This is a genomic window from Streptomyces sp. NBC_01017 (assembly GCF_045162795.1).
GTDB lineage: Bacteria > Actinomycetota > Actinomycetes > Streptomycetales > Streptomycetaceae > Streptomyces > Streptomyces machairae.
Genome location: NZ_CP108683.1, coordinates 2,740,121 through 2,757,190, shown reverse-complemented (window position 1 = coordinate 2,757,190; position 17,070 = coordinate 2,740,121). Strand labels below are relative to the sequence as shown.

Genomic DNA, 17,070 nt, shown 5'->3' with positions numbered 1-17,070 from the left:
CGTCACAGCTCGGGGGCGGGCGGCAGCTCTTCCGCACGGAAGGTGAGCTTTCCGTCCGCCACGTCCACCGTCACCCGGCCGCCCTCGCCGATCCGGCCGTCCAGGAGCAGCCGGGAGAGCTGGTTGTCGACCTCCCGCTGGATCGTGCGGCGCAGCGGCCGGGCGCCGTACTCGGGCTGGTAGCCGCGCTCGGAGAGCCAGTCGACGGCCGCGCCGGTGAAGTCGACCGAGACGCCCTGGGCGCGCATCAGGCGACGGGTCTTGTCCAGCAGCAGGTTGGTGATCCGCTCCAACTGCTCCGGGGTCAGCCGGCGGAAGACGACGACCTCGTCGATGCGGTTGAGGAACTCGGGCCGGAAGTGCTCGCGCAGCGGCCGCAGGACCCGCTCGCTGCGCGCCTGCTCGTCGGCCTCCTCGTCACCCGCGCCGAACCCGATCCCGGTGCCGCCGCGGCCGATGGCCTCCGAACCCAGGTTGCTGGTCATCACGATGACGGTGTTGGTGAAGTCGACCGTGCGGCCCTGGGAGTCGGTCAGCCGGCCGTCGTCCAGGACCTGCAGCAGGATGTTGAAGACGTCCGGGTGGGCCTTCTCGACCTCGTCGAGCAGGAGCAGCGAGTACGGGTGCCGGCGCACCACCTCGGTGAGCTGCCCGGCCTCCTCGTGGCCGACGTACCCGGGCGGGGCGCCGACCAGGCGGCTGACGGTGTGCCGTTCCTGGTACTCGCTCATGTCCAGGCGGACCATCCGCTCCTCGCTGCCGAACAGCGCCTCGGCGAGGGCGCGGGCCAGCTCGGTCTTGCCGACGCCGGTCGGGCCGAGGAAGAGGAAGCTGCCGATCGGCCGGTCGGGGCTCGCGAGTCCGGCCCGGGAGCGCAGCACCGCGTCGGAGACCACGCGCACCGCGTCGTTCTGGCCGATGACCCGTTCGTGCAGGTGCTCCTCCAGGCCGAGCAGCCGGTCCTTCTCCTCCTCGGTGAGGCTGCTCACCGGGATGCCGGTCTGCCGGGACACGACCTCGGCGATGGCCTCGGCGGTGACCTCCAGATGCTGCCCCTCGTCGGCCTCCTCGTTGTCGGAGGCCTCCGCGATGCGCTGCTTCAACTCGACGATGCGGTCGCGCAGTTGCGTGGCCTGCTCGTACCGCTCGTCGGTGACCGCCTGGTCCTTGTCCCGGTACAGCTGCTCGACCTCGCGCTCCAGGGTCCGTACGTCCGTCCCCTTGGTCCGCGCACCCAGCCGGACCCGGGCGCCCGCCTGGTCGATCAGGTCGATCGCCTTGTCCGGCAGACGGCGGTCGGTGAGATAGCGGTCGGAGAGTTCCACGGCGGCGACGAGCGCCTCGTCGCTGTAACGGACCTGGTGGTGGGCCTCGTAGCGGTCGCGCAGGCCGCGCAGGATCTCGATCGCGTCGGCGGTGGTCGGCTCGGGGACGAGGATCGGCTGGAAGCGGCGGGAGAGGGCCGCGTCCTTCTCGATCCTGCGGTACTCCACCAGCGTGGTCGCGCCCACGACGTGCAACTCGCCGCGTGCCAACGCCGGCTTGAGGATGTTCCCGGCGTCCATGGAGCCGCCCTCGCCGCCGCCTCCGGCGCCCACGACGGTGTGCAACTCGTCGATGAAGACGATCAGTTGGTCGGAGTGCGAGCGGATCTCGCCCACGATGTTGTTGAGCCGCTCCTCGAAGTCGCCCCGGTAGCGGGTGCCCGCGACCACGCCCGTCAGGTCGAGTGCGACCACCCGGCGGCCGCCGAGGATGTCGGGCACGTCGCCGTCCGCGATCCGCTGGGCCAGGCCCTCCACGATCGCGGTCTTGCCCACGCCCGCGTCGCCGATCAGCACCGGGTTGTTCTTGCCGCGCCGGGAGAGCACCTCGACGGTCTGCTCGATCTCCTCGTCCCGGCCGATCACCGGGTCGATACGGCCCCGGCGGGCGAGGTCGGTGAGGTCGCGGCCGTACTTGTCGAGGGTGGGCGTACCGGTCTCGACGCGCGGTCGCTGGTCGACTCGGGGCCGGGACTGGGAGCTGTCCGAGGCCTCGGGCGGCATGCCGGGGCCGGAGGGGGCGAAGCGGGCCGCGTTCAGGATGTGACCGGCGGCGGAGTCGGGGTTCGCGGCGAGGGCGCTGAGCACATGCTCCGGGCCGATGTAGCCGGTGCCCCGCGCCCGGGCCAGGTCGTGCGCGTCGAGCAGGGCCCGCTTGGCGGCCGGGGTGAGGGACAGCGACGTCGGCGGCGGGACCTCGCCCGGCGGGTGCTGGACCGGGCCCGACCGCTCGTCGATCTCCGTCGCGAGCGAGTCGGGGTCCGCGCCCGCCCGGGTGAGCAGACTCCGGGTCGGCTCGGCGGACAGCGCGGCACGCAGCAGGTGCTGGGTGTCCAGGTCGCGGCTGCCGTGCTCGGCGGCGTACTGGGCGGCGCCCTGCACCAGCTCGCGGGCCGGCTGACTGAGCAGGCGGCCGATGTCGATCTGGCGGGGGCCGGGGCGCGGTCCGCCGAAGAAGCGGGCGAGGAATTCCCCGAAGGGGTCGTAGTCTTCCGGACCACCAGTGAAGCCGCTGGTCATGGCGTTCCCATCCGGCGTCCCTGCGCGGGCAGGGTCGCCCTCGCTCATCGACGTGCCGGAGTCGGGTAACCCGGGCGCAAGCCGGTTACACCTGGCCGCGTTCGTAGAACACCTTCGCACGATCGGTGGCCGGGGGCACCTTCAGGGAAACGGCGCCCGAGGGCGCCCGCCGAGCCTCACCGGCGGGGGCGCCGCCTCAGCGTGCCGTGAGGATCCGGGGCCCCGACTCCGTGACCGCCACCGTGTGCTCCGCGTGGGCGGCGCGGGAGCCGTCGTTCGTGCACAGGGTCCAGCCGTCCGGTGCCGCGTGGTAGCCGTCCTCGCCGCCGGCGATGAGCATCGGCTCGATGGCGATGACCAGGCCGGCCCGCAGCGGCATGCCCCGGCCTGGAGGGCCTTCGTTCGGCACCGACGGGTCCTCGTGCATCTTGCGGCCGATGCCGTGCCCGCCGAAGCCGTCCGGGATGCCGTATCCGGCCGTCCGGCACACCGAGCCGATCGCGTGGGCGATGTCGCCGAGACGGTTGCCGACGACGGCCGCCTCGATGCCCGCCGTCAACGCCCGTTCCGCGGTCTCGATCAGGCGTATGTCGGCCGGGCGCGCGCTGCCGACCGTGAAGCTGATCGCCGAGTCGCCGGTCCAGCCGCCCAGTTCGGCGCCGCAGTCGATGGAGACCAGGTCGCCGTCGCGCAGGCGGTAGCCGGTCGGGATGCCGTGCACGATCGCGTCGTTCACCGAGGCGCAGATGACCGCGGGGAAGGGGACCGGGGCGAAGGAGGGGCGGTAGCCGAGGAAGGGCGACGTCGCCCCCGCGTCGCGCAGCACCTCGCGCGCCACCTCGTCCAGCTCCAGCAGGGAAACCCCCACGTCGGCGGCCTTGCGTACGGCGGTGAGGGCCTGGCCCACGACCTGCCCCGCCTCGTACATCGCATCGATCGACCGGTTCGTCTTCAGCTCCACCATGCCAATTACTATACCGGTATTAGAATGGTCGCATGGTGCGCACCCCTCTCACCCCCGAAGAGCGTGAACGCGGCGAGCGGCTCGGCCGGCTGCTGCGTGAAGCTCGCGGCGGCCGCAGCATGACGGACGTCGCGGCGAGCGCCGGCATCTCCGCGGAGACGCTCCGCAAGATCGAGACCGGCCGGGCGCCGACGCCGGCCTTCTTCACGGTGGCGGCGGTGGCGCATGCCCTCGGCCTGTCGATGGACGAACTGGTCGGGCGCTGCGCGCCGGTCGCCGAAGCGGCCGCCTGAGGCTGCTGACATGCGGCCCGAGAGGGTGTGCACGTCACGCTCCGGCAGCCTCGGCGTACTCTGCGTCCAGCCGGAAAACTCCTCGTAGCACGTTCGTAACATCACTGGTGTTGCCTAACGGACCGGAGTGCTCCGGTCTGGCGGGAGTTGGGCGATGTCAGTGGATCAACTCCCGGCTCGGATGCGGGAGTTCGTGGACTACCTGGACGGCCTTGTGGCGCGCCTGGACCAGGGCGGCGGCTGGTGCGGGGTGTTCTGGCAGCGCGACCCGGAGGGCATGCAGGCCTGCCTCGACGGACGCGAAGTGCCGCCCTGGGACGTGGTGGAGTCACTCCTGCACGACCTCGCCGGCCAGTACGGCCCCGGCGGCGCCGGCCCCGAGACGGAACGCGCCCGCGCCCTGCACACCGGTGCCCTCGCCACGTACGACGCCCGACCCGGCGGCCGTGACGCCCTCGGGGACCGCCTCGACGTCATGCTCCGCGAACAGCGCTACGCCACCGAACGGCAGGCGGAACTGGGCCGGTTGCTCGCCTCGGCTCCCGACCCCCGGGATGTCGACACCATCCGCCTGGACCTCGCCTGGGCCCGCGACGACCACGTACGTGCCACCGCTCGATGCGCCGAACTCCGCGCACGGATGGCCGACTCGGACCGCAGGGCGGCGCGGGCACGGGGGCAGGCGATACTGCGGGGCCGGTCGGGGGAGGAGGGCTTCTTCCGGGCCGACGTCGGGTTCGAGGGTGAGGGCTCCCAGGGTGGCGGCTTCGAGGGCGAGGGGTCCGGGGGCGCCGGCGTCGAGGGGGGCCGGTCCGGAGGTGACGGGTTCGGCGGAGGTGGACCCGGCAGCGGCGCATTCGGACGTGAGGGCCTCGGGGGAGGCCTCCAGGAAGGCGGTCCCGGACGCGATCGGTATGGACGCGATCGGTATGAGGGAGCCGGCCTCTCCGGACCGACCGCGCCCGGAGGCGACGGGTTCAGGGATGGCGGGCCCGGAGACAACAGGTTCGGGCGTGACGGCTTCGGGCGCGGCCCGTCCGGGGACGGCGGCCCCCAAAGCGACCGGTCCGCCACTGCGGGCACGGTCAGCGAGGGCTTCGGCGGCGAAGGGCCCGCGGCCGTCGACCGTACGCAGCCGAGCGAGGCCTATTCCGCCGGCGGTGGCAGTCACACCATGCCGCGTCAGCGCGCCGCGCAGCCGGGGGCGGCGGAGCATGGGAGGGCGTCCGGGGCGGCGCCGGAAACCTGGCGCGGAGGGCGTGGAGATGCCTCTGCCCCGTCGGCGGCCGAGCCGATGGCTGACGCGGCGCGCCCGGTCGAGGAGCAGGCAGACGCCTCCGTCCGCGAAGCCGGCCGGCCCGACGAGCGACCGGCGCCGCGCAAACGCCGTCGAGGCAGCGCCCGCTTCGCCGGGATCGACGAGGAGGAGGCCGCTCCCGTAGCCGTACCGCCGACCGCCCTGCCCAGCCTCCCCGCTCAGCCCGTCGCCACCCGCCGCACCCCACGCGGAGCCCGATTCGCCGGCGCCGCCGAGGAAGCGCCCGCTTCCCCGGACCTCCAGCCGCAGGCCGGGCCCGCCGATGCCGAGGACCGGCGGGAGGTCGCCGGCGTCGTGGAGACGCTGCTGCGCCTGCGCGCCGCGGGGCGTAGTGGTGAGGCGCACGCGCTGCTCGTCGAGGCCGCGTACTGGCCCGCCCGCCGCATCCCGCTGCTCGCCGCCCAGATGCAGCGTGCCGGTCTCGGAGCCGACTGGGCGACCCTGCTGTGGGAGGCCGCCTCGCTGCCCGCCGAGCGGCTCGTCGCCGCGGCCGACGCACTGACCGCGGCGGGGCGTGCCGACGACGGGGAGCAGATCCTGCGCCAGGGCGTGGTGCGGCCCGCGAACGAGATCGGACAGGCCGTCGTGGGGCTGGCCGGTGCGGGACGGCACCGCGAGGTCCGCGCCCTGCTCGACGCATACGTCCGCGTCCGCACACCGGAGGAGGCCGCCCGCAGCGCCGCACCCGACCCGAAGACGCTCGTACCGCTGCTCCTCGCAGCCGCGCAGGGTGTCTCGGACGAGTGCCAGTGGGACCTCGTCCACGCCCTGCGGGTGGCCGGCTTCACGGCGTGACGCCCTCGGTCCCCGGCGACAGGCGCCCCTGAGTGACGTCCACCCTGGCGCCACTACCGTCACACCCACCCCACCGGCCCCATCCATCACCCGCAGGAGTGTGAAACGTGATCGACTCAGCGGGTTAACGACGATGGTCTTGGCAAGGCTGTTCCAGGGGCTTACTTTCGAGCCTCTACGGCCCCCCTCTACGGGCGTAGAGGCTCTGACGTCCCGTCGAAGGAGCAGCTCATGGCCAACGTCGTACGCGCCGCTCTGGTCCAGGCCACCTGGACCGGGGACACCGAGTCCATGGTGGCGAAACACGAGGAGCACGCCCGCGAGGCGGCCCGGCAGGGCGCCAAGATCATCGGCTTCCAGGAAGTCTTCAACGCTCCCTACTTCTGTCAGGTCCAGGACCCGGAGCACTACTCCTGGGCCGAGCCGGTCCCCGACGGGCCGACCGTGCGGCGTATGCAGGAGCTCGCCCGCGAGACGGGCATGGTGGTCGTCGTCCCCGTCTTCGAGGTCGAGCAGTCCGGCTTCTACTACAACACCGCCGCAGTGATCGACGCCGACGGATCCTTCCTCGGCAAGTACCGCAAGCACCACATCCCGCAGGTCAAGGGCTTCTGGGAGAAGTACTACTTCAAGCCCGGCAACATCGGCTGGCCCGTCTTCGACACGGCGGTCGGCAAGGTGGGTGTCTACATCTGCTACGACCGCCACTTCCCGGAGGGCTGGCGGCAACTCGGCCTCAACGGCGCCCAGTTGGTCTACAACCCGTCGGCCACCCACCGCGGGCTCTCCTCCTACCTCTGGCGCCTCGAACAGCCCGCCGCGGCCGTCGCCAACGAGTACTTCATCGCCGCGATCAACCGGGTCGGTGTCGAGGAGTACGGCGACAACGACTTCTACGGGACGTCGTACTTCGTGGACCCGCGCGGCCAGTTCGTCGGGGAGACCGCGAGCGACAAGAACGAGGAACTCGTCGTCCGTGACCTCGACTTCGACGTGATCGACGAAGTGCGGCAGCAGTGGGCCTTCTACCGCGACCGCCGCCCCGACGCCTACGAAGGGCTGGTGCAGCCGTGACCAAGGACCTGCTGGGACGCCACCGCGCCGTCATGCCGGACTGGCTCGCCCTGTACTACGAGGAGCCGCTGGAGATCACCCACGGCGAGGGCCGCCACGTGTGGGACGCCGCGGGCAACCGGTACCTCGACTTCTTCGGCGGCATCCTGACGACGATGACCGCGCACGCGCTGCCCGAGGTGACGAAGGCGGTCAGCGAACAGGCCGGGCGGATCATCCACACCTCGACCCTGTACCTCAACCGGCCGATGGTCGAACTCGCCGAGCGCATCACTCAGTTGAGCGGCATCCCGGACGCCCGCGTCTTCTTCACCACCTCCGGCACCGAGGCCAACGACACCGCCCTGCTGCTCGCGACGGCCTACCGGCGCAGCAACACGATCCTCGCGATGCGCAACAGCTACCACGGCCGCTCCTTCAGCGCCGTCGGCATCACCGGCAACCGCGGCTGGTCCCCGACCTCGCTGTCCCCGCTCCAGACGCTGTACGTCCACGGTGGGGTGCGCACCCGCGGTCCCTACGCCGCACTCGGCGACGAGGACTTCATCGCCGCCTGCGTCGACGACCTGAAGGACGTCCTCGGCCACACCCGCCCGCCCGCCGCCCTGATCGCCGAGCCCGTCCAGGGCATCGGCGGCTTCACCTCCGGGCCCGACGGGCTGTACGCCGCCTTCCGCGAGGTGCTCGCCGAGCGCGGCATCCTGTGGATCGCCGACGAGGTGCAGACCGGCTGGGGCCGCACCGGCGACCACTTCTGGGGTTGGCAGGCGCACGGCCGGTCCGGTCCGCCGGACATCCTGACCTTCGCCAAGGGCATCGGCAACGGCATGTCCATCGGCGGTGTCGTCGCCCGCGGCGAGATCATGAACTGCCTGGACGCCAACAGCATCTCGACCTTCGGCGGCACCCAGATCACCATGGCGGCCGGCCTCGCCAACCTGTCGTACCTGCTGGAACACGACCTCCAGGGCAACGCCCGGCGCGTCGGCGGGCTGCTCCTCGAACGGCTGCGGGCCGTCGCGGCGCAGGTGCCGCACGTGCGGGAGGTGCGCGGCCGGGGCCTGATGCTGGGCATCGAACTCACCCGGCCCGGCACCGACGAAGCCGACCCGGTCGCCGCGGCGGCGGTGCTGGAAGCGGCCCGCGAGGGCGGCCTCCTCATCGGCAAGGGCGGCGGTCACAACACCACGGCCCTGCGCATCGCCCCGCCCCTGTCCCTCACCGTCGCGGAGGCCGAGGAAGGCGCCGCGATCCTCGAGAACGCTCTGAGGAGCATCTAGCAGGAGTCACCTGAGTACCTGTGAGTACCTGAGCAAGGGAACGCCGCCATGACCATCGCCTCGGAGCCTTGGGAGCCCTTGGAGCCTTCGGAACCCCTGGAACCCGCTCTGTCGGTCCGGCAGGTCCTCACCCTGGAGCGGGTGCTCGCCGGGGAGCCCGAGGTGGTGGCCGGCGCCGGTCAGCTCGACCGGCCGGTGCGCTGGGTGCATGTCGCCGAGGCGCCGGACGTCGGGGTGATGCTCAGCGGCGGCGAGATGGTGCTCACCACCGGGGTGCTGCTCGCCGGGGACGAGGACAAGCAGGCCGAGTACATCCGCTCCCTGCACCGGGCCGAGGCGGCGGCCGTCGTGCTGGGCCTGGGCCGGGCGTTCCCCGCACCGCCGGACGTGATGCGGCGGGCGGCCGAGCGGTGCGGGCTGCCCATGGTCGTCCTGCACCGGCCGTTCCCCTTCGCCGAGCTCACCGAGGAGGTCCAGTCGCGGCTCGTGCGGCGGAAGTTCGCCGCGGTCAGCCTCTCGGAGGCCGTACGGACCGCACTCACCGGACTCATCACCGCGGGCGCCCCGCTGCAACGGCTCCTCGACGAGGTCGCCTCGCACAGCGCCTGCCCCGTCGTCGTCACCAACCTCGCGCACCGCGTCCTCGCCACGGCGGGGGAGCGGTCGGCCGTGGACGACGTGCTGCGCGACTGGGAGCGGATCGCCCGTCAGGCCGGCGGCAGCGAGGGCGACGGCTGGATCCGGGCCGAGCTCGCCGGGCGCGGTGAGCGGTGGGGCCAGATCATGCTGTGCGGCCATCGCGGTGACACCGCCACCGGCCGGCTGCTCGCCGAGCGCGCCGCCGAGGCCCTCGTCCTGCACCGGATGCTCGGCGGCAACTCCGCGCACAGCTGGGAGGAGCAGTCCGCGCAGAGCCTGCTGACCGACCTCGTCAGCGGGGTCGTACCGGCGAGGCAGCTGCTGCCACGTGCGCGAGCCGCCGGTCTGCCGGTCAACCGGCGCACCTTCGTACCGCTGGTCGTGCGGGACTGCGAGCCGGCCCAACTGGAGCGCGTGCTGCGGATGCTGGGCCTGTCCGGGATCGCCGCCGAACTCGCCGAAGGGGCGACCGCCGTGCTGCTCAGCCTCGCCCGGGACCAGGACGCCGCCGTGCTCGCCGCGAACTTCGCCGCCCGGGTGCGCTCCGAATCCGGGGCCGAACAGACCGTCGTGGCCGCCGCCGACGCTCGCTGCGGTTGGGACGACGTGCCCGCCGGACTGCGCGAGGCCCAGCATGTCGCCGAAGCCGTCGCCGACTCCTCCACCGCCCTCGACCTCCCGGCCGTCGTCCGCCTCAAGGACGTCCATCTGCGCGGCCTGATCCGGCTGTTGCGGGACGATCCGCAGGTCCAGTCGTTCGCGGAGCGGGAGTTGGACGGGCTGCTGTGCGCGGCCGACGAGGACATGCTGGCCGTACTGCGGACGTATCTCGCGACCGGCCGCAACAAGTCCCGCACCGCCCAGCTCCACCATGTCTCGCGGCCCGCGCTCTATCGCCGCCTGGAGGCGATACAGACGCGGCTCAGCGTCGACCTCGACGACTTCGAGCAGGCCGCATCCGTGCACATCGCACTCCTCGCGCACGACGCGCAACAAGCCTGAAACCTGCCACGACCTGGGAAAACGGCGGTGAAACATGGGATCACGACAGGGTGACACCGTGGCACGCCGCATGCCCGTAGACGTGACACCGTGCAACTCAAACCGGCGTACCGGACTTCCTAGCCTTCTCGCACACCGAGCGACCGGAGGTCCCCATGAGCCGAGTGATCCGTGCCGCCCTCTTCCAGACCGCGTGGACGGGCGACAAGGAATCGATGATCCAGGTGCACGAGCAGGCGGCCCGCGACGCGGCCGCGCAAGGTGCTCAAGTGCTGTGCTTCCAGGAGCTGTTCTACGGGCCCTACTTCTGCCAGGTCCAGGACAAGGCGTTCTACGAGTACGCCGAGCAGATCCCCGAGGGCCCGACCGTCCGCCGCTTCCAGGCGCTGGCCAAGGAGCTGGGCATCGTCCTCGTGCTGCCGATGTACGAGGAGGAGCAGCCCGGGGTCCTCTACAACACCGCCGCAGTGATCGACGCGGACGGCTCCTACCTCGGCAAGTACCGCAAGACCCACATCCCCCAGGTCCAGGGATTCTGGGAGAAGTTCTACTTCCGCCCGGGGAACAGCGGCTGGCCGGTCTTCGAGACGGCCGTCGGGAAGATCGGCGTGTACATCTGCTACGACCGCCACTTCCCGGAAGGCTGGCGGGCGTTGGGCCTGGCCGGCGCCGAGATCGTGTTCAACCCCTCGGCCACCTCCCGTGGGCTCTCCCGCTACCTGTGGCAGCTGGAGCAGCCCGCGGCGGCCGTCGCCAACGAGTACTTCGTGGGCGCGATCAACAGGGTCGGCGTGGAGGACCTCGGCGACAACGACTTCTACGGCACCACCTACTTCGTGGACCCGGAGGCCCAGTTCGTCGGGGAGGTGGCCTCCGACAAGGAGACCGAACTCGTCGTGCGCGACCTGGACCTGGCCAAACTCCGCGAGGTCCGCGACCGCTGGCAGTTCTACCGCGACCGGGCGCCGGGGGCCTACACGCCGCTGACCGCCCCCTGACCGCACCGACCGCACCGTTCACATCGCGAGTCACACTGCGAGGAGAGGGACCATGACCAGCCGTACCGTCATCCGCGGCGGTCTCGTCATCACCGCGTCCGACGAGATGCACGCCGACGTCCTGATCGAGGACGGCCGTATCGCCGCCCTCGCCGCGAGCGGCACCCAGGTCGCCGAGGCCTGGACGGCCGAGCGGACCATCGACGCCACCGGGAAGTACGTCATCCCGGGCGGCGTCGACGTCCACACCCATATGGAGCTGCCGTTCGGCGGCACCTTCGCCTCCGACACCTTCGAGACCGGCACCCGGGCCGCCGCCTGGGGCGGTACGACCACGATCGTCGACTTCGCCGTGCAGAGCCAGGGCCACTCGCTGCGCGAGGGCCTCGACGCCTGGCACGCCAAGGCGGAGGGCAACTGCGCGATCGACTACGGCTTCCACATGATCGTCTCCGATGTGAACCAGGAGACGCTGAAGGAGATGGACCTGCTGGTGGAGGAGGGGGTGACCTCCTTCAAGCAGTTCATGGCCTACCCCGGCGTCTTCTACTCCGACGACGGCCAGATCCTGCGCGCCATGCAGCGCTCCGCCGAGAACGGCGGCCTGATCATGATGCACGCCGAGAACGGCATCGCGATCGACGTGCTGGTCGAGCAGGCGCTGGCGCGGGGCGAGACCGATCCCCGCTACCACGGCGAGGTCCGCAAGGCGCTCCTCGAAGCCGAGGCCACCCACCGGGCCATCAGGCTCGCCCAGGTCGCCGGCGCTCCCCTGTACGTCGTGCACGTCTCGGCCACGGAGGCGGTGGCCGAGCTGACGCGGGCGCGCGACGAGGGGCTGAACGTCTTCGGGGAGACCTGCCCGCAGTACCTGTTCCTGTCCACGGACAACCTCGCCGAGCCCAACTTCGAGGGCTCGAAGTACGTGTGCTCGACGCCCCTTCGGCCCAAGGAGCACCAGGCCCAGCTGTGGAAGGGGCTCAGGACGAACGACCTCCAGGTCGTCTCCACCGACCACTGCCCCTTCTGCTTCGTCGGCCAGAAGGAGCTGGGCCGGGGCGACTTCTCGAAGATCCCCAACGGTCTGCCGGGCGTCGAGAACCGGATGGACCTGCTGCACCAGGCCGTCGTCGACGGTCACATCTCGCGCCGCCGCTGGATCGAGATCGCCTGCGCGACCCCGGCCCGGATGTTCGGCATGTACCCGAAGAAGGGCACCATCGCGCCGGGTGCGGACGCCGACGTCGTGATCTACGACCCGCAGGCCGAGCAGGTCATGTCCGCCGTCACTCACCACATGAACGTCGACTACTCGGCGTACGAGGGCAAGCAGACCACCGGCCGGGTGGAGACGGTCCTCTCGCGCGGCGAACTCGTCATCACCGAGCGGGAGTACACCGGGCGCGCCGGGCACGGCGTCTACACGCCCCGCTCCACCTGTCAGTACCTCAACTAGGAGCGGAGCACATGGACTTCGGACTCGTCCTGCAGACCGACCCGCCGGCCTCGCGGGTCGTCAGCCTCATGAAACGCGCCGAGCGCAGCGGCTTCAGCCACGGCTGGACCTTCGACTCGGCCGTGCTGTGGCAGGAACCGTTCGTCATCTACAGCCAGATCCTCGCCAACACCCAGAAGCTGACGGTCGGCCCGATGGTGACCAACCCGGGCACCCGTACCTGGGAGGTCACCGCCTCCACGTTCGCCACCCTCAACGACATGTTCGGCAACCGCACGGTCTGCGGCATCGGCCGCGGCGACTCGGCCATGCGCGTCGCCGGCCGCAAGCCCAACACCCTGGCCCGCATCAGCGAGGCCATGAAGGTCATCCGCGCGCTCGGCAGCGGCCAGGAGGCCGACCTCGGCGGCGGCACGGTCGTCAGGTTCCCGTGGATCAAGCCGGGCGCCCAACTCCCCGTCTGGATGGCGGCGTACGGCCCGAAAGCCCTGAGGATGACCGGCGAGGAGGCCGACGGGTTCATCCTGCAGCTCTCCGACCTCTATCTGACCGAGTACATGGTCAAGGCGGTGAAGCAGGCCGCCGTCGAGGCGGGTCGTGACCCGTCCGAGGTGAAGATCTGCGTCGCCGCGCCGGCGTACGTCACCGAGGACGACTCGCCCGCGCAGCTCGCCCACGCCCGCGAGCAGTGCCGCTGGTTCGGCGGAATGGTCGGCAACCACGTGGCCGACCTGGTGTCGAAGTACGGTGAGCACTCCGCCGCCGTGCCCGACGAACTCACCGAGTACATCAAGGCCCGCGAGGGGTACGACTACTCCCACCACGGACGCGCCGACAACCCCGACACCGCGTTCGTGCCCGACGAGATCGTCGACCGGTTCTGCCTGATCGGCCCGGTCGAGAAGCACATCGAGAAGCTGAACGCCCTGCGTGAGCTGGGCGTCGACCAGTTCGCCGTCTACGACATGCACGACGCGCAGGAAGCCGTGATCGACGCATATGGCGCGTCGGTCATCCCGGCCGTCAACTCCTGATCCCCGCCCGCACCCTGGCGCCACCCGACCCCCCCACCCCCTTGTCTCCCTCCCCGCGGTCCGGGCCTCCCCGCCGCCGTCCTCGGGGAGGGCCCAAGGCCCCCGCGCGGCCTTTCCCGTCCCGTTCTGATCGATTGGCCTGCCCATGACCGAAACAGTCCCCACGGGGTCGCCGATATCCCAGTCCGCCGACGCCGGCGGACGGATCGAGCTCGCCCCCGAGGCATTCCCCGCCAACAGCCCCTTCGCCAACGAGGACCTGCGTCCCGTCCCGGTCGCCGAGCGCAAGTGGACGACGTACAACTTCGCGGCCCTGTGGATCTCCATGGCCCACTGCATCCCCAGCTGGACACTCGCCTCCGGCCTGGTCGCCCTCGGCATGGACTGGAAGCAGGCCGTCTTCACCATCGCCCTGGCCAACGTCATCGTGCTGCTGCCGATGCTGGCCACCGGGCACGCCGGGCCCAAGTACGGCATCCCGTTCCCGGTGCTGGCGCGGGCCTCCTTCGGGCTGCGGGGCGCCAACATCCCGGCGCTGATCCGGGCGGCCGTGGCCTGCGGCTGGTTCGGCATCCAGACCTGGATCGGCGGCAGCGGCATCTTCGCGCTGGGGTCCAAGCTCACCGGCGGCGGATGGGAGAACGCCGGGAAGATCGCGGGCAATCCATGGCCCCTGTGGCTGTGCTTCCTCCTCTTCTGGGCGCTGCAGATCGCGATCATCTACCGCGGCATGGACTTCCTGCGGCACTTCGAGAACTGGGCCGCGCCCTTCGTGATCGTCGGCGCGCTCGTGCTGCTGGTCTGGATCGCGGTCAAGGCGGACGGGTTCGGCGCGCTGCTCGACCAGCCGTCGAAGCTGGGCTGGGGCCCCGACTTCTGGCCGGTCTTCTTCCCGTCCCTGATGGGGATGATCGGTTTCTGGGCGACCTTGTCCCTCAACATCCCCGACTTCACCCGCTTCGGCGCGAGTCAGAAGGCGCAGACCTGGGGGCAGACGCTGGGCCTGCCCACCACCATGACCCTGTTCGCCATCCTCGCCGTCCTCGTCACCTCAGGGTCCGAGGTCGTCTACGGCGAGGCGATCTGGGACCCGGTCACCCTCGCCGCGAAGACCGACAGCACCTTCGGTCTGCTCTTCGCCCTGATCGTCGTCCTCGTCGCCACCGTCTCCGTGAACATCGCGGCGAACGTCGTCTCCCCGGCGTACGACCTGGCGAACCTGGCGCCGAAGCTCATCAACTTCCGTACCGGCGCGCTGATCACCGGTGTCGTCGGCATCCTGATCTTCCCGTGGAAGCTGATCTCCACCCCGGAGTTCTACATCTTCACCTGGCTCGGCGTGGTCGGCGGCCTGCTCGGCACGGTCGCGGGCATCCTGATCGCCGACTACTGGATCGTCCGCCGTACGGTTCTGCACCTCGCGGACCTGTACACGCCCGGCGGGCGCTACTGGTACACGTCCGGCTGGAACTGGCGCGCGATCCTGGCGTTCCTGGTCGGCGGCGTCCTGGCGGTCGGCGGTTCGTACTCGGGCGTCGGCGCCGACGGCTCGAAGACCGGACCGTTCCCGGCCGACGGACTGATCCCGTTCCTCAAGCCGCTGGCCGACTACGGCTGGGCGGTGGGCCTGGGCACCTCGCTGGTGCTGTACGTGCTGCTGATGGCCGGCCACAAGGAACGCGTCGAGGCCTGAGCCCCGGAGGACGGTCAGCCCTTCTGACCGTCCTCCAAGGCGGCCACCGCCTCCCTGGCCGCCTTGATCGCGCCCTTGTTGATCTCGGCCGTGGCAGGCGCCTTGTTCGACTCGAAGTCACTGCCGCTGTAGGTGATGGAGACAAGCGCGTTGGCCGCGCGGACCAGCACCACGCCCTCGCGGGTCTGCTGCTCGTCCTCGGTGGTGAGGTTCACGACGGAGTACCCCGCGTCGCCGACACCGGGGACCTCGCCGCCGCCGCTCTTGTCCGCGACGCGCTCCTTGTAGGACTTCTCCGCCGCCTCGTCGGACTCCGTGACCTCGTAGGACACGTCCAGCCACCGGTAGTCGAAGCCCTGGAGCGCGTTCCACGAGCAGGTGCGGCGCACCTTCGCGTCCGTGGACGGGATCTCCTTGCCGGCCGTCTTGGCGCCCGGGACGAGCTCCTTCACCGACTTCGAGCTCAGGCTGTCGCAGGGTGCGGGCGCGGCGGCGTACGTCTTCGACACGGCGGCCGTCGCGGGGGCCGAGGGCGACTCGTCCCCGCTCTTCTGCGTCGCCGTGTCCTCGGCGGCCGGTGTCGCGGGTCCGGACGACAGTGCCCAGCCCGCCGCGGCGAGCACGACGACGGGCGACAGGCGCGCGGTGAGGGCGAGCGGCAAGGGAAGAGAACGCACGGCGCACATTTCGTGGGGGACGGTGCGGAGGGAGTCCGCACTGCGGACGGGACGCCAGTGTCACATGACTCCCTGTGGGGCGGAAGTGCCAACTCGCTCCGTGCTGACGCGGTTACCGCCGGGTCGCCGGTCGGCCGCAATTACGTGGTGCCCTGGGCCACTTGCTCGGCATCCCGGACGATTTGCGAGGAAAGCGAGCTTTCGATGCGGTCCACGGCCGTGAAGGCGCCGTACGCGACGAGGTGCACCAGACAGTGGTCGGTGTGCTCCGGCCGGCGCCACGCCCGCACGTCCTCGTCCGTGATGCGGTACGGCGCGAGGGCGGCCAGCAGCGCCAGCCGCGCCCCCGGACGCTCCCTGCGGTCCGGGAACCCGTCGAGAGTGAGCGGCGGATGGGTGCCGTCCCAGTCCTGCAAGGTCGCCTCCACGAGGTCGTGGTCGTCGGCGTCGAGGAGGCCCGCGCCCGACATGGCCGCCCTGAGCAGCGCCGCGTACGCGAGGCCGACGGGCGTCCCGGCCGCCCACGCGGGGGCCTCGCCGGGGTCGATCGGGTCGAGCAGGGGCAGGGACACGCCGGGCCGGGCGGGGCGGCGTACGGACCGGGCGAGAGTACGGCCCGCGAGGCTGCGCACCGCCCGGAACCGCTGGACGCCGGCCGGGAGCAGGTTCTCGGTCAGCAGGGCCGACGCGATGCGGTTGATGAAGTGGAAGGTGAGCGCGGTGCCGAGATAGGCGGGGGCGTGCTCGCGCGGGAACGGATACGGCGTGAGGTCGGCGCCGGGCACGCGCGTGTGCCGCCCCCAGTCCAGCACGCGTGCGTGCTCCTCGTTCTCCGGTTGCTCCCCGCGGGCCAGCCGCTCGGCGAGCGCGTGGTCTCCGGTGGCGTGCAGGAGCACGGTGTGCGCGTCCACGCAGAACGGGCACTTGTTGGCGAGCGACACCCCGAGGGCCGCCAGTTCCTTGCCGGTCCGGCTGCCGGCCCCCGCGATCAGCGACTCGCGCAGCAACGCCCAGGCGGGGGCGAGCAGTCCGGGCGCGGAGGACAGCACCACGAAGGTGACGGGTTCGGCGATGCCGAAGTCGAGGGCGATCTGCGCGTACACCTCGGCGACGGTGCCGGTGGCCGACTTGGGCGGGAGGGGCTCGGTGTGACGGAAGGGTGTGGACATGGGCAGTAGCCTGCGCCGCCGGGGTGGGCCCGGTCGTCGTACCGGCGATGGCAGTCGGCGCTGCGACGGCGGGCCGGGCCGGTGCCGGGCACTACTGCGTGGGGAGTAGTCGCA

13 protein-coding genes are annotated in these 17,070 nt (G+C 71.4%); 9 read left to right on the top strand and 4 right to left on the bottom strand.

Annotated features, from left to right (window positions below; genetic code table 11):
- Window positions 1-2: 2 nt before the first annotated feature.
- A complete protein-coding gene (locus tag OG331_RS12775) occupies window positions 3-2,564 on the bottom strand; it encodes an ATP-dependent Clp protease ATP-binding subunit (protein ID WP_406195245.1) in 2,562 nt (853 codons plus the stop codon).
- Window positions 2,565-2,760: 196 nt separating this feature from the next.
- Window positions 2,761-3,528: a type I methionyl aminopeptidase gene (map, locus tag OG331_RS12770; protein ID WP_406195242.1), complete on the bottom strand. Its 768-nt coding sequence runs from the start codon at window positions 3,526-3,528 to the stop codon at window positions 2,761-2,763.
- Window positions 3,529-3,560: 32 nt separating this feature from the next.
- On the opposite strand from map, the gene OG331_RS12765 reads away from it, so the two are divergent.
- The 9 genes from OG331_RS12765 (at window position 3,561) to OG331_RS12725 (ending at window position 15,110) form a co-directional block, all read left to right on the top strand.
- Entirely contained in the window at window positions 3,561-3,821 is a 261-nt protein-coding gene (locus tag OG331_RS12765) for a helix-turn-helix transcriptional regulator (protein WP_363045660.1), read from the top strand.
- Window positions 3,822-3,975: 154 nt separating this feature from the next.
- Complete coding sequence (locus OG331_RS12760; protein WP_406195240.1) at window positions 3,976-5,934, top strand: hypothetical protein; 1,959 nt, start codon at window positions 3,976-3,978, stop codon at window positions 5,932-5,934.
- A 231-nt stretch (window positions 5,935-6,165) separates the two neighbouring features.
- Window positions 6,166-7,008, top strand: a complete 843-nt coding sequence (locus OG331_RS12755) for a nitrilase-related carbon-nitrogen hydrolase (RefSeq protein WP_406195238.1) — start codon at window positions 6,166-6,168, stop codon at window positions 7,006-7,008.
- Window positions 7,005-8,288, top strand: coding sequence for an aspartate aminotransferase family protein (locus OG331_RS12750; protein ID WP_406195236.1), 1,284 nt, complete (start codon window positions 7,005-7,007; stop codon window positions 8,286-8,288). The genes OG331_RS12755 and OG331_RS12750 overlap by 4 nt, the downstream gene beginning before the upstream one ends.
- A 48-nt stretch (window positions 8,289-8,336) precedes the next feature.
- Window positions 8,337-9,929 (top strand): PucR family transcriptional regulator, encoded by a 1,593-nt coding sequence (locus OG331_RS12745; protein ID WP_406195233.1) that lies wholly within the window; start codon window positions 8,337-8,339, stop codon window positions 9,927-9,929.
- A 155-nt stretch (window positions 9,930-10,084) separates the two neighbouring features.
- On the top strand, window positions 10,085-10,927 hold the full coding sequence (locus tag OG331_RS12740) for a nitrilase-related carbon-nitrogen hydrolase (RefSeq protein WP_383609668.1): 843 nt from the start codon (window positions 10,085-10,087) through the stop codon (window positions 10,925-10,927).
- A 52-nt stretch (window positions 10,928-10,979) separates the two neighbouring features.
- Window positions 10,980-12,383, top strand: coding sequence for a dihydropyrimidinase (hydA, locus tag OG331_RS12735; RefSeq protein ID WP_406195230.1), 1,404 nt, complete (start codon window positions 10,980-10,982; stop codon window positions 12,381-12,383).
- Window positions 12,384-12,394: 11 nt separating this feature from the next.
- On the top strand, window positions 12,395-13,417 hold the full coding sequence (locus tag OG331_RS12730) for a TIGR03842 family LLM class F420-dependent oxidoreductase (protein ID WP_406195228.1): 1,023 nt from the start codon (window positions 12,395-12,397) through the stop codon (window positions 13,415-13,417).
- A gap of 145 nt (window positions 13,418-13,562) precedes the next feature.
- Window positions 13,563-15,110, top strand: a complete 1,548-nt coding sequence (locus tag OG331_RS12725; RefSeq protein WP_406195225.1) for an NCS1 family nucleobase:cation symporter-1 — start codon at window positions 13,563-13,565, stop codon at window positions 15,108-15,110.
- 14 nt (window positions 15,111-15,124) lie between these two features.
- Here OG331_RS12725 and OG331_RS12720 read toward each other — a convergent pair whose 3' ends face one another.
- Both OG331_RS12720 and OG331_RS12715 read right to left on the bottom strand, forming a co-directional pair.
- Window positions 15,125-15,787: a hypothetical protein gene (locus tag OG331_RS12720; protein ID WP_406195223.1), complete on the bottom strand. Its 663-nt coding sequence runs from the start codon at window positions 15,785-15,787 to the stop codon at window positions 15,125-15,127.
- A gap of 140 nt (window positions 15,788-15,927) precedes the next feature.
- On the bottom strand, window positions 15,928-16,956 hold the full coding sequence (locus OG331_RS12715; protein ID WP_406195220.1) for a carboxymuconolactone decarboxylase family protein: 1,029 nt from the start codon (window positions 16,954-16,956) through the stop codon (window positions 15,928-15,930).
- Window positions 16,957-17,070: the final 114 nt, after the last annotated feature.

Excerpts from the sequence above, each read along its gene's own strand:
- OG331_RS12775 (WP_406195245.1), bottom strand. The coding sequence starts at position 2,564 with ATGACCAGCGGCTTCACTGGTGGTCCGGAAGACTACGACCCCTTCGGG.
- map (WP_406195242.1), bottom strand. The coding sequence starts at position 3,528 with ATGGTGGAGCTGAAGACGAACCGGTCGATCGATGCGATGTACGAGGCG.
- OG331_RS12765 (WP_363045660.1), top strand. The coding sequence starts at position 3,561 with ATGGTGCGCACCCCTCTCACCCCCGAAGAGCGTGAACGCGGCGAGCGG.
- OG331_RS12760 (WP_406195240.1), top strand. The coding sequence starts at position 3,976 with ATGTCAGTGGATCAACTCCCGGCTCGGATGCGGGAGTTCGTGGACTAC.
- OG331_RS12755 (WP_406195238.1), top strand. The coding sequence starts at position 6,166 with ATGGCCAACGTCGTACGCGCCGCTCTGGTCCAGGCCACCTGGACCGGG.
- OG331_RS12745 (WP_406195233.1), top strand. The coding sequence starts at position 8,337 with ATGACCATCGCCTCGGAGCCTTGGGAGCCCTTGGAGCCTTCGGAACCC.
- OG331_RS12740 (WP_383609668.1), top strand. The coding sequence starts at position 10,085 with ATGAGCCGAGTGATCCGTGCCGCCCTCTTCCAGACCGCGTGGACGGGC.
- hydA (WP_406195230.1), top strand. The coding sequence starts at position 10,980 with ATGACCAGCCGTACCGTCATCCGCGGCGGTCTCGTCATCACCGCGTCC.
- OG331_RS12730 (WP_406195228.1), top strand. The coding sequence starts at position 12,395 with ATGGACTTCGGACTCGTCCTGCAGACCGACCCGCCGGCCTCGCGGGTC.
- OG331_RS12725 (WP_406195225.1), top strand. The coding sequence starts at position 13,563 with ATGACCGAAACAGTCCCCACGGGGTCGCCGATATCCCAGTCCGCCGAC.
- OG331_RS12715 (WP_406195220.1), bottom strand. The coding sequence starts at position 16,956 with ATGTCCACACCCTTCCGTCACACCGAGCCCCTCCCGCCCAAGTCGGCC.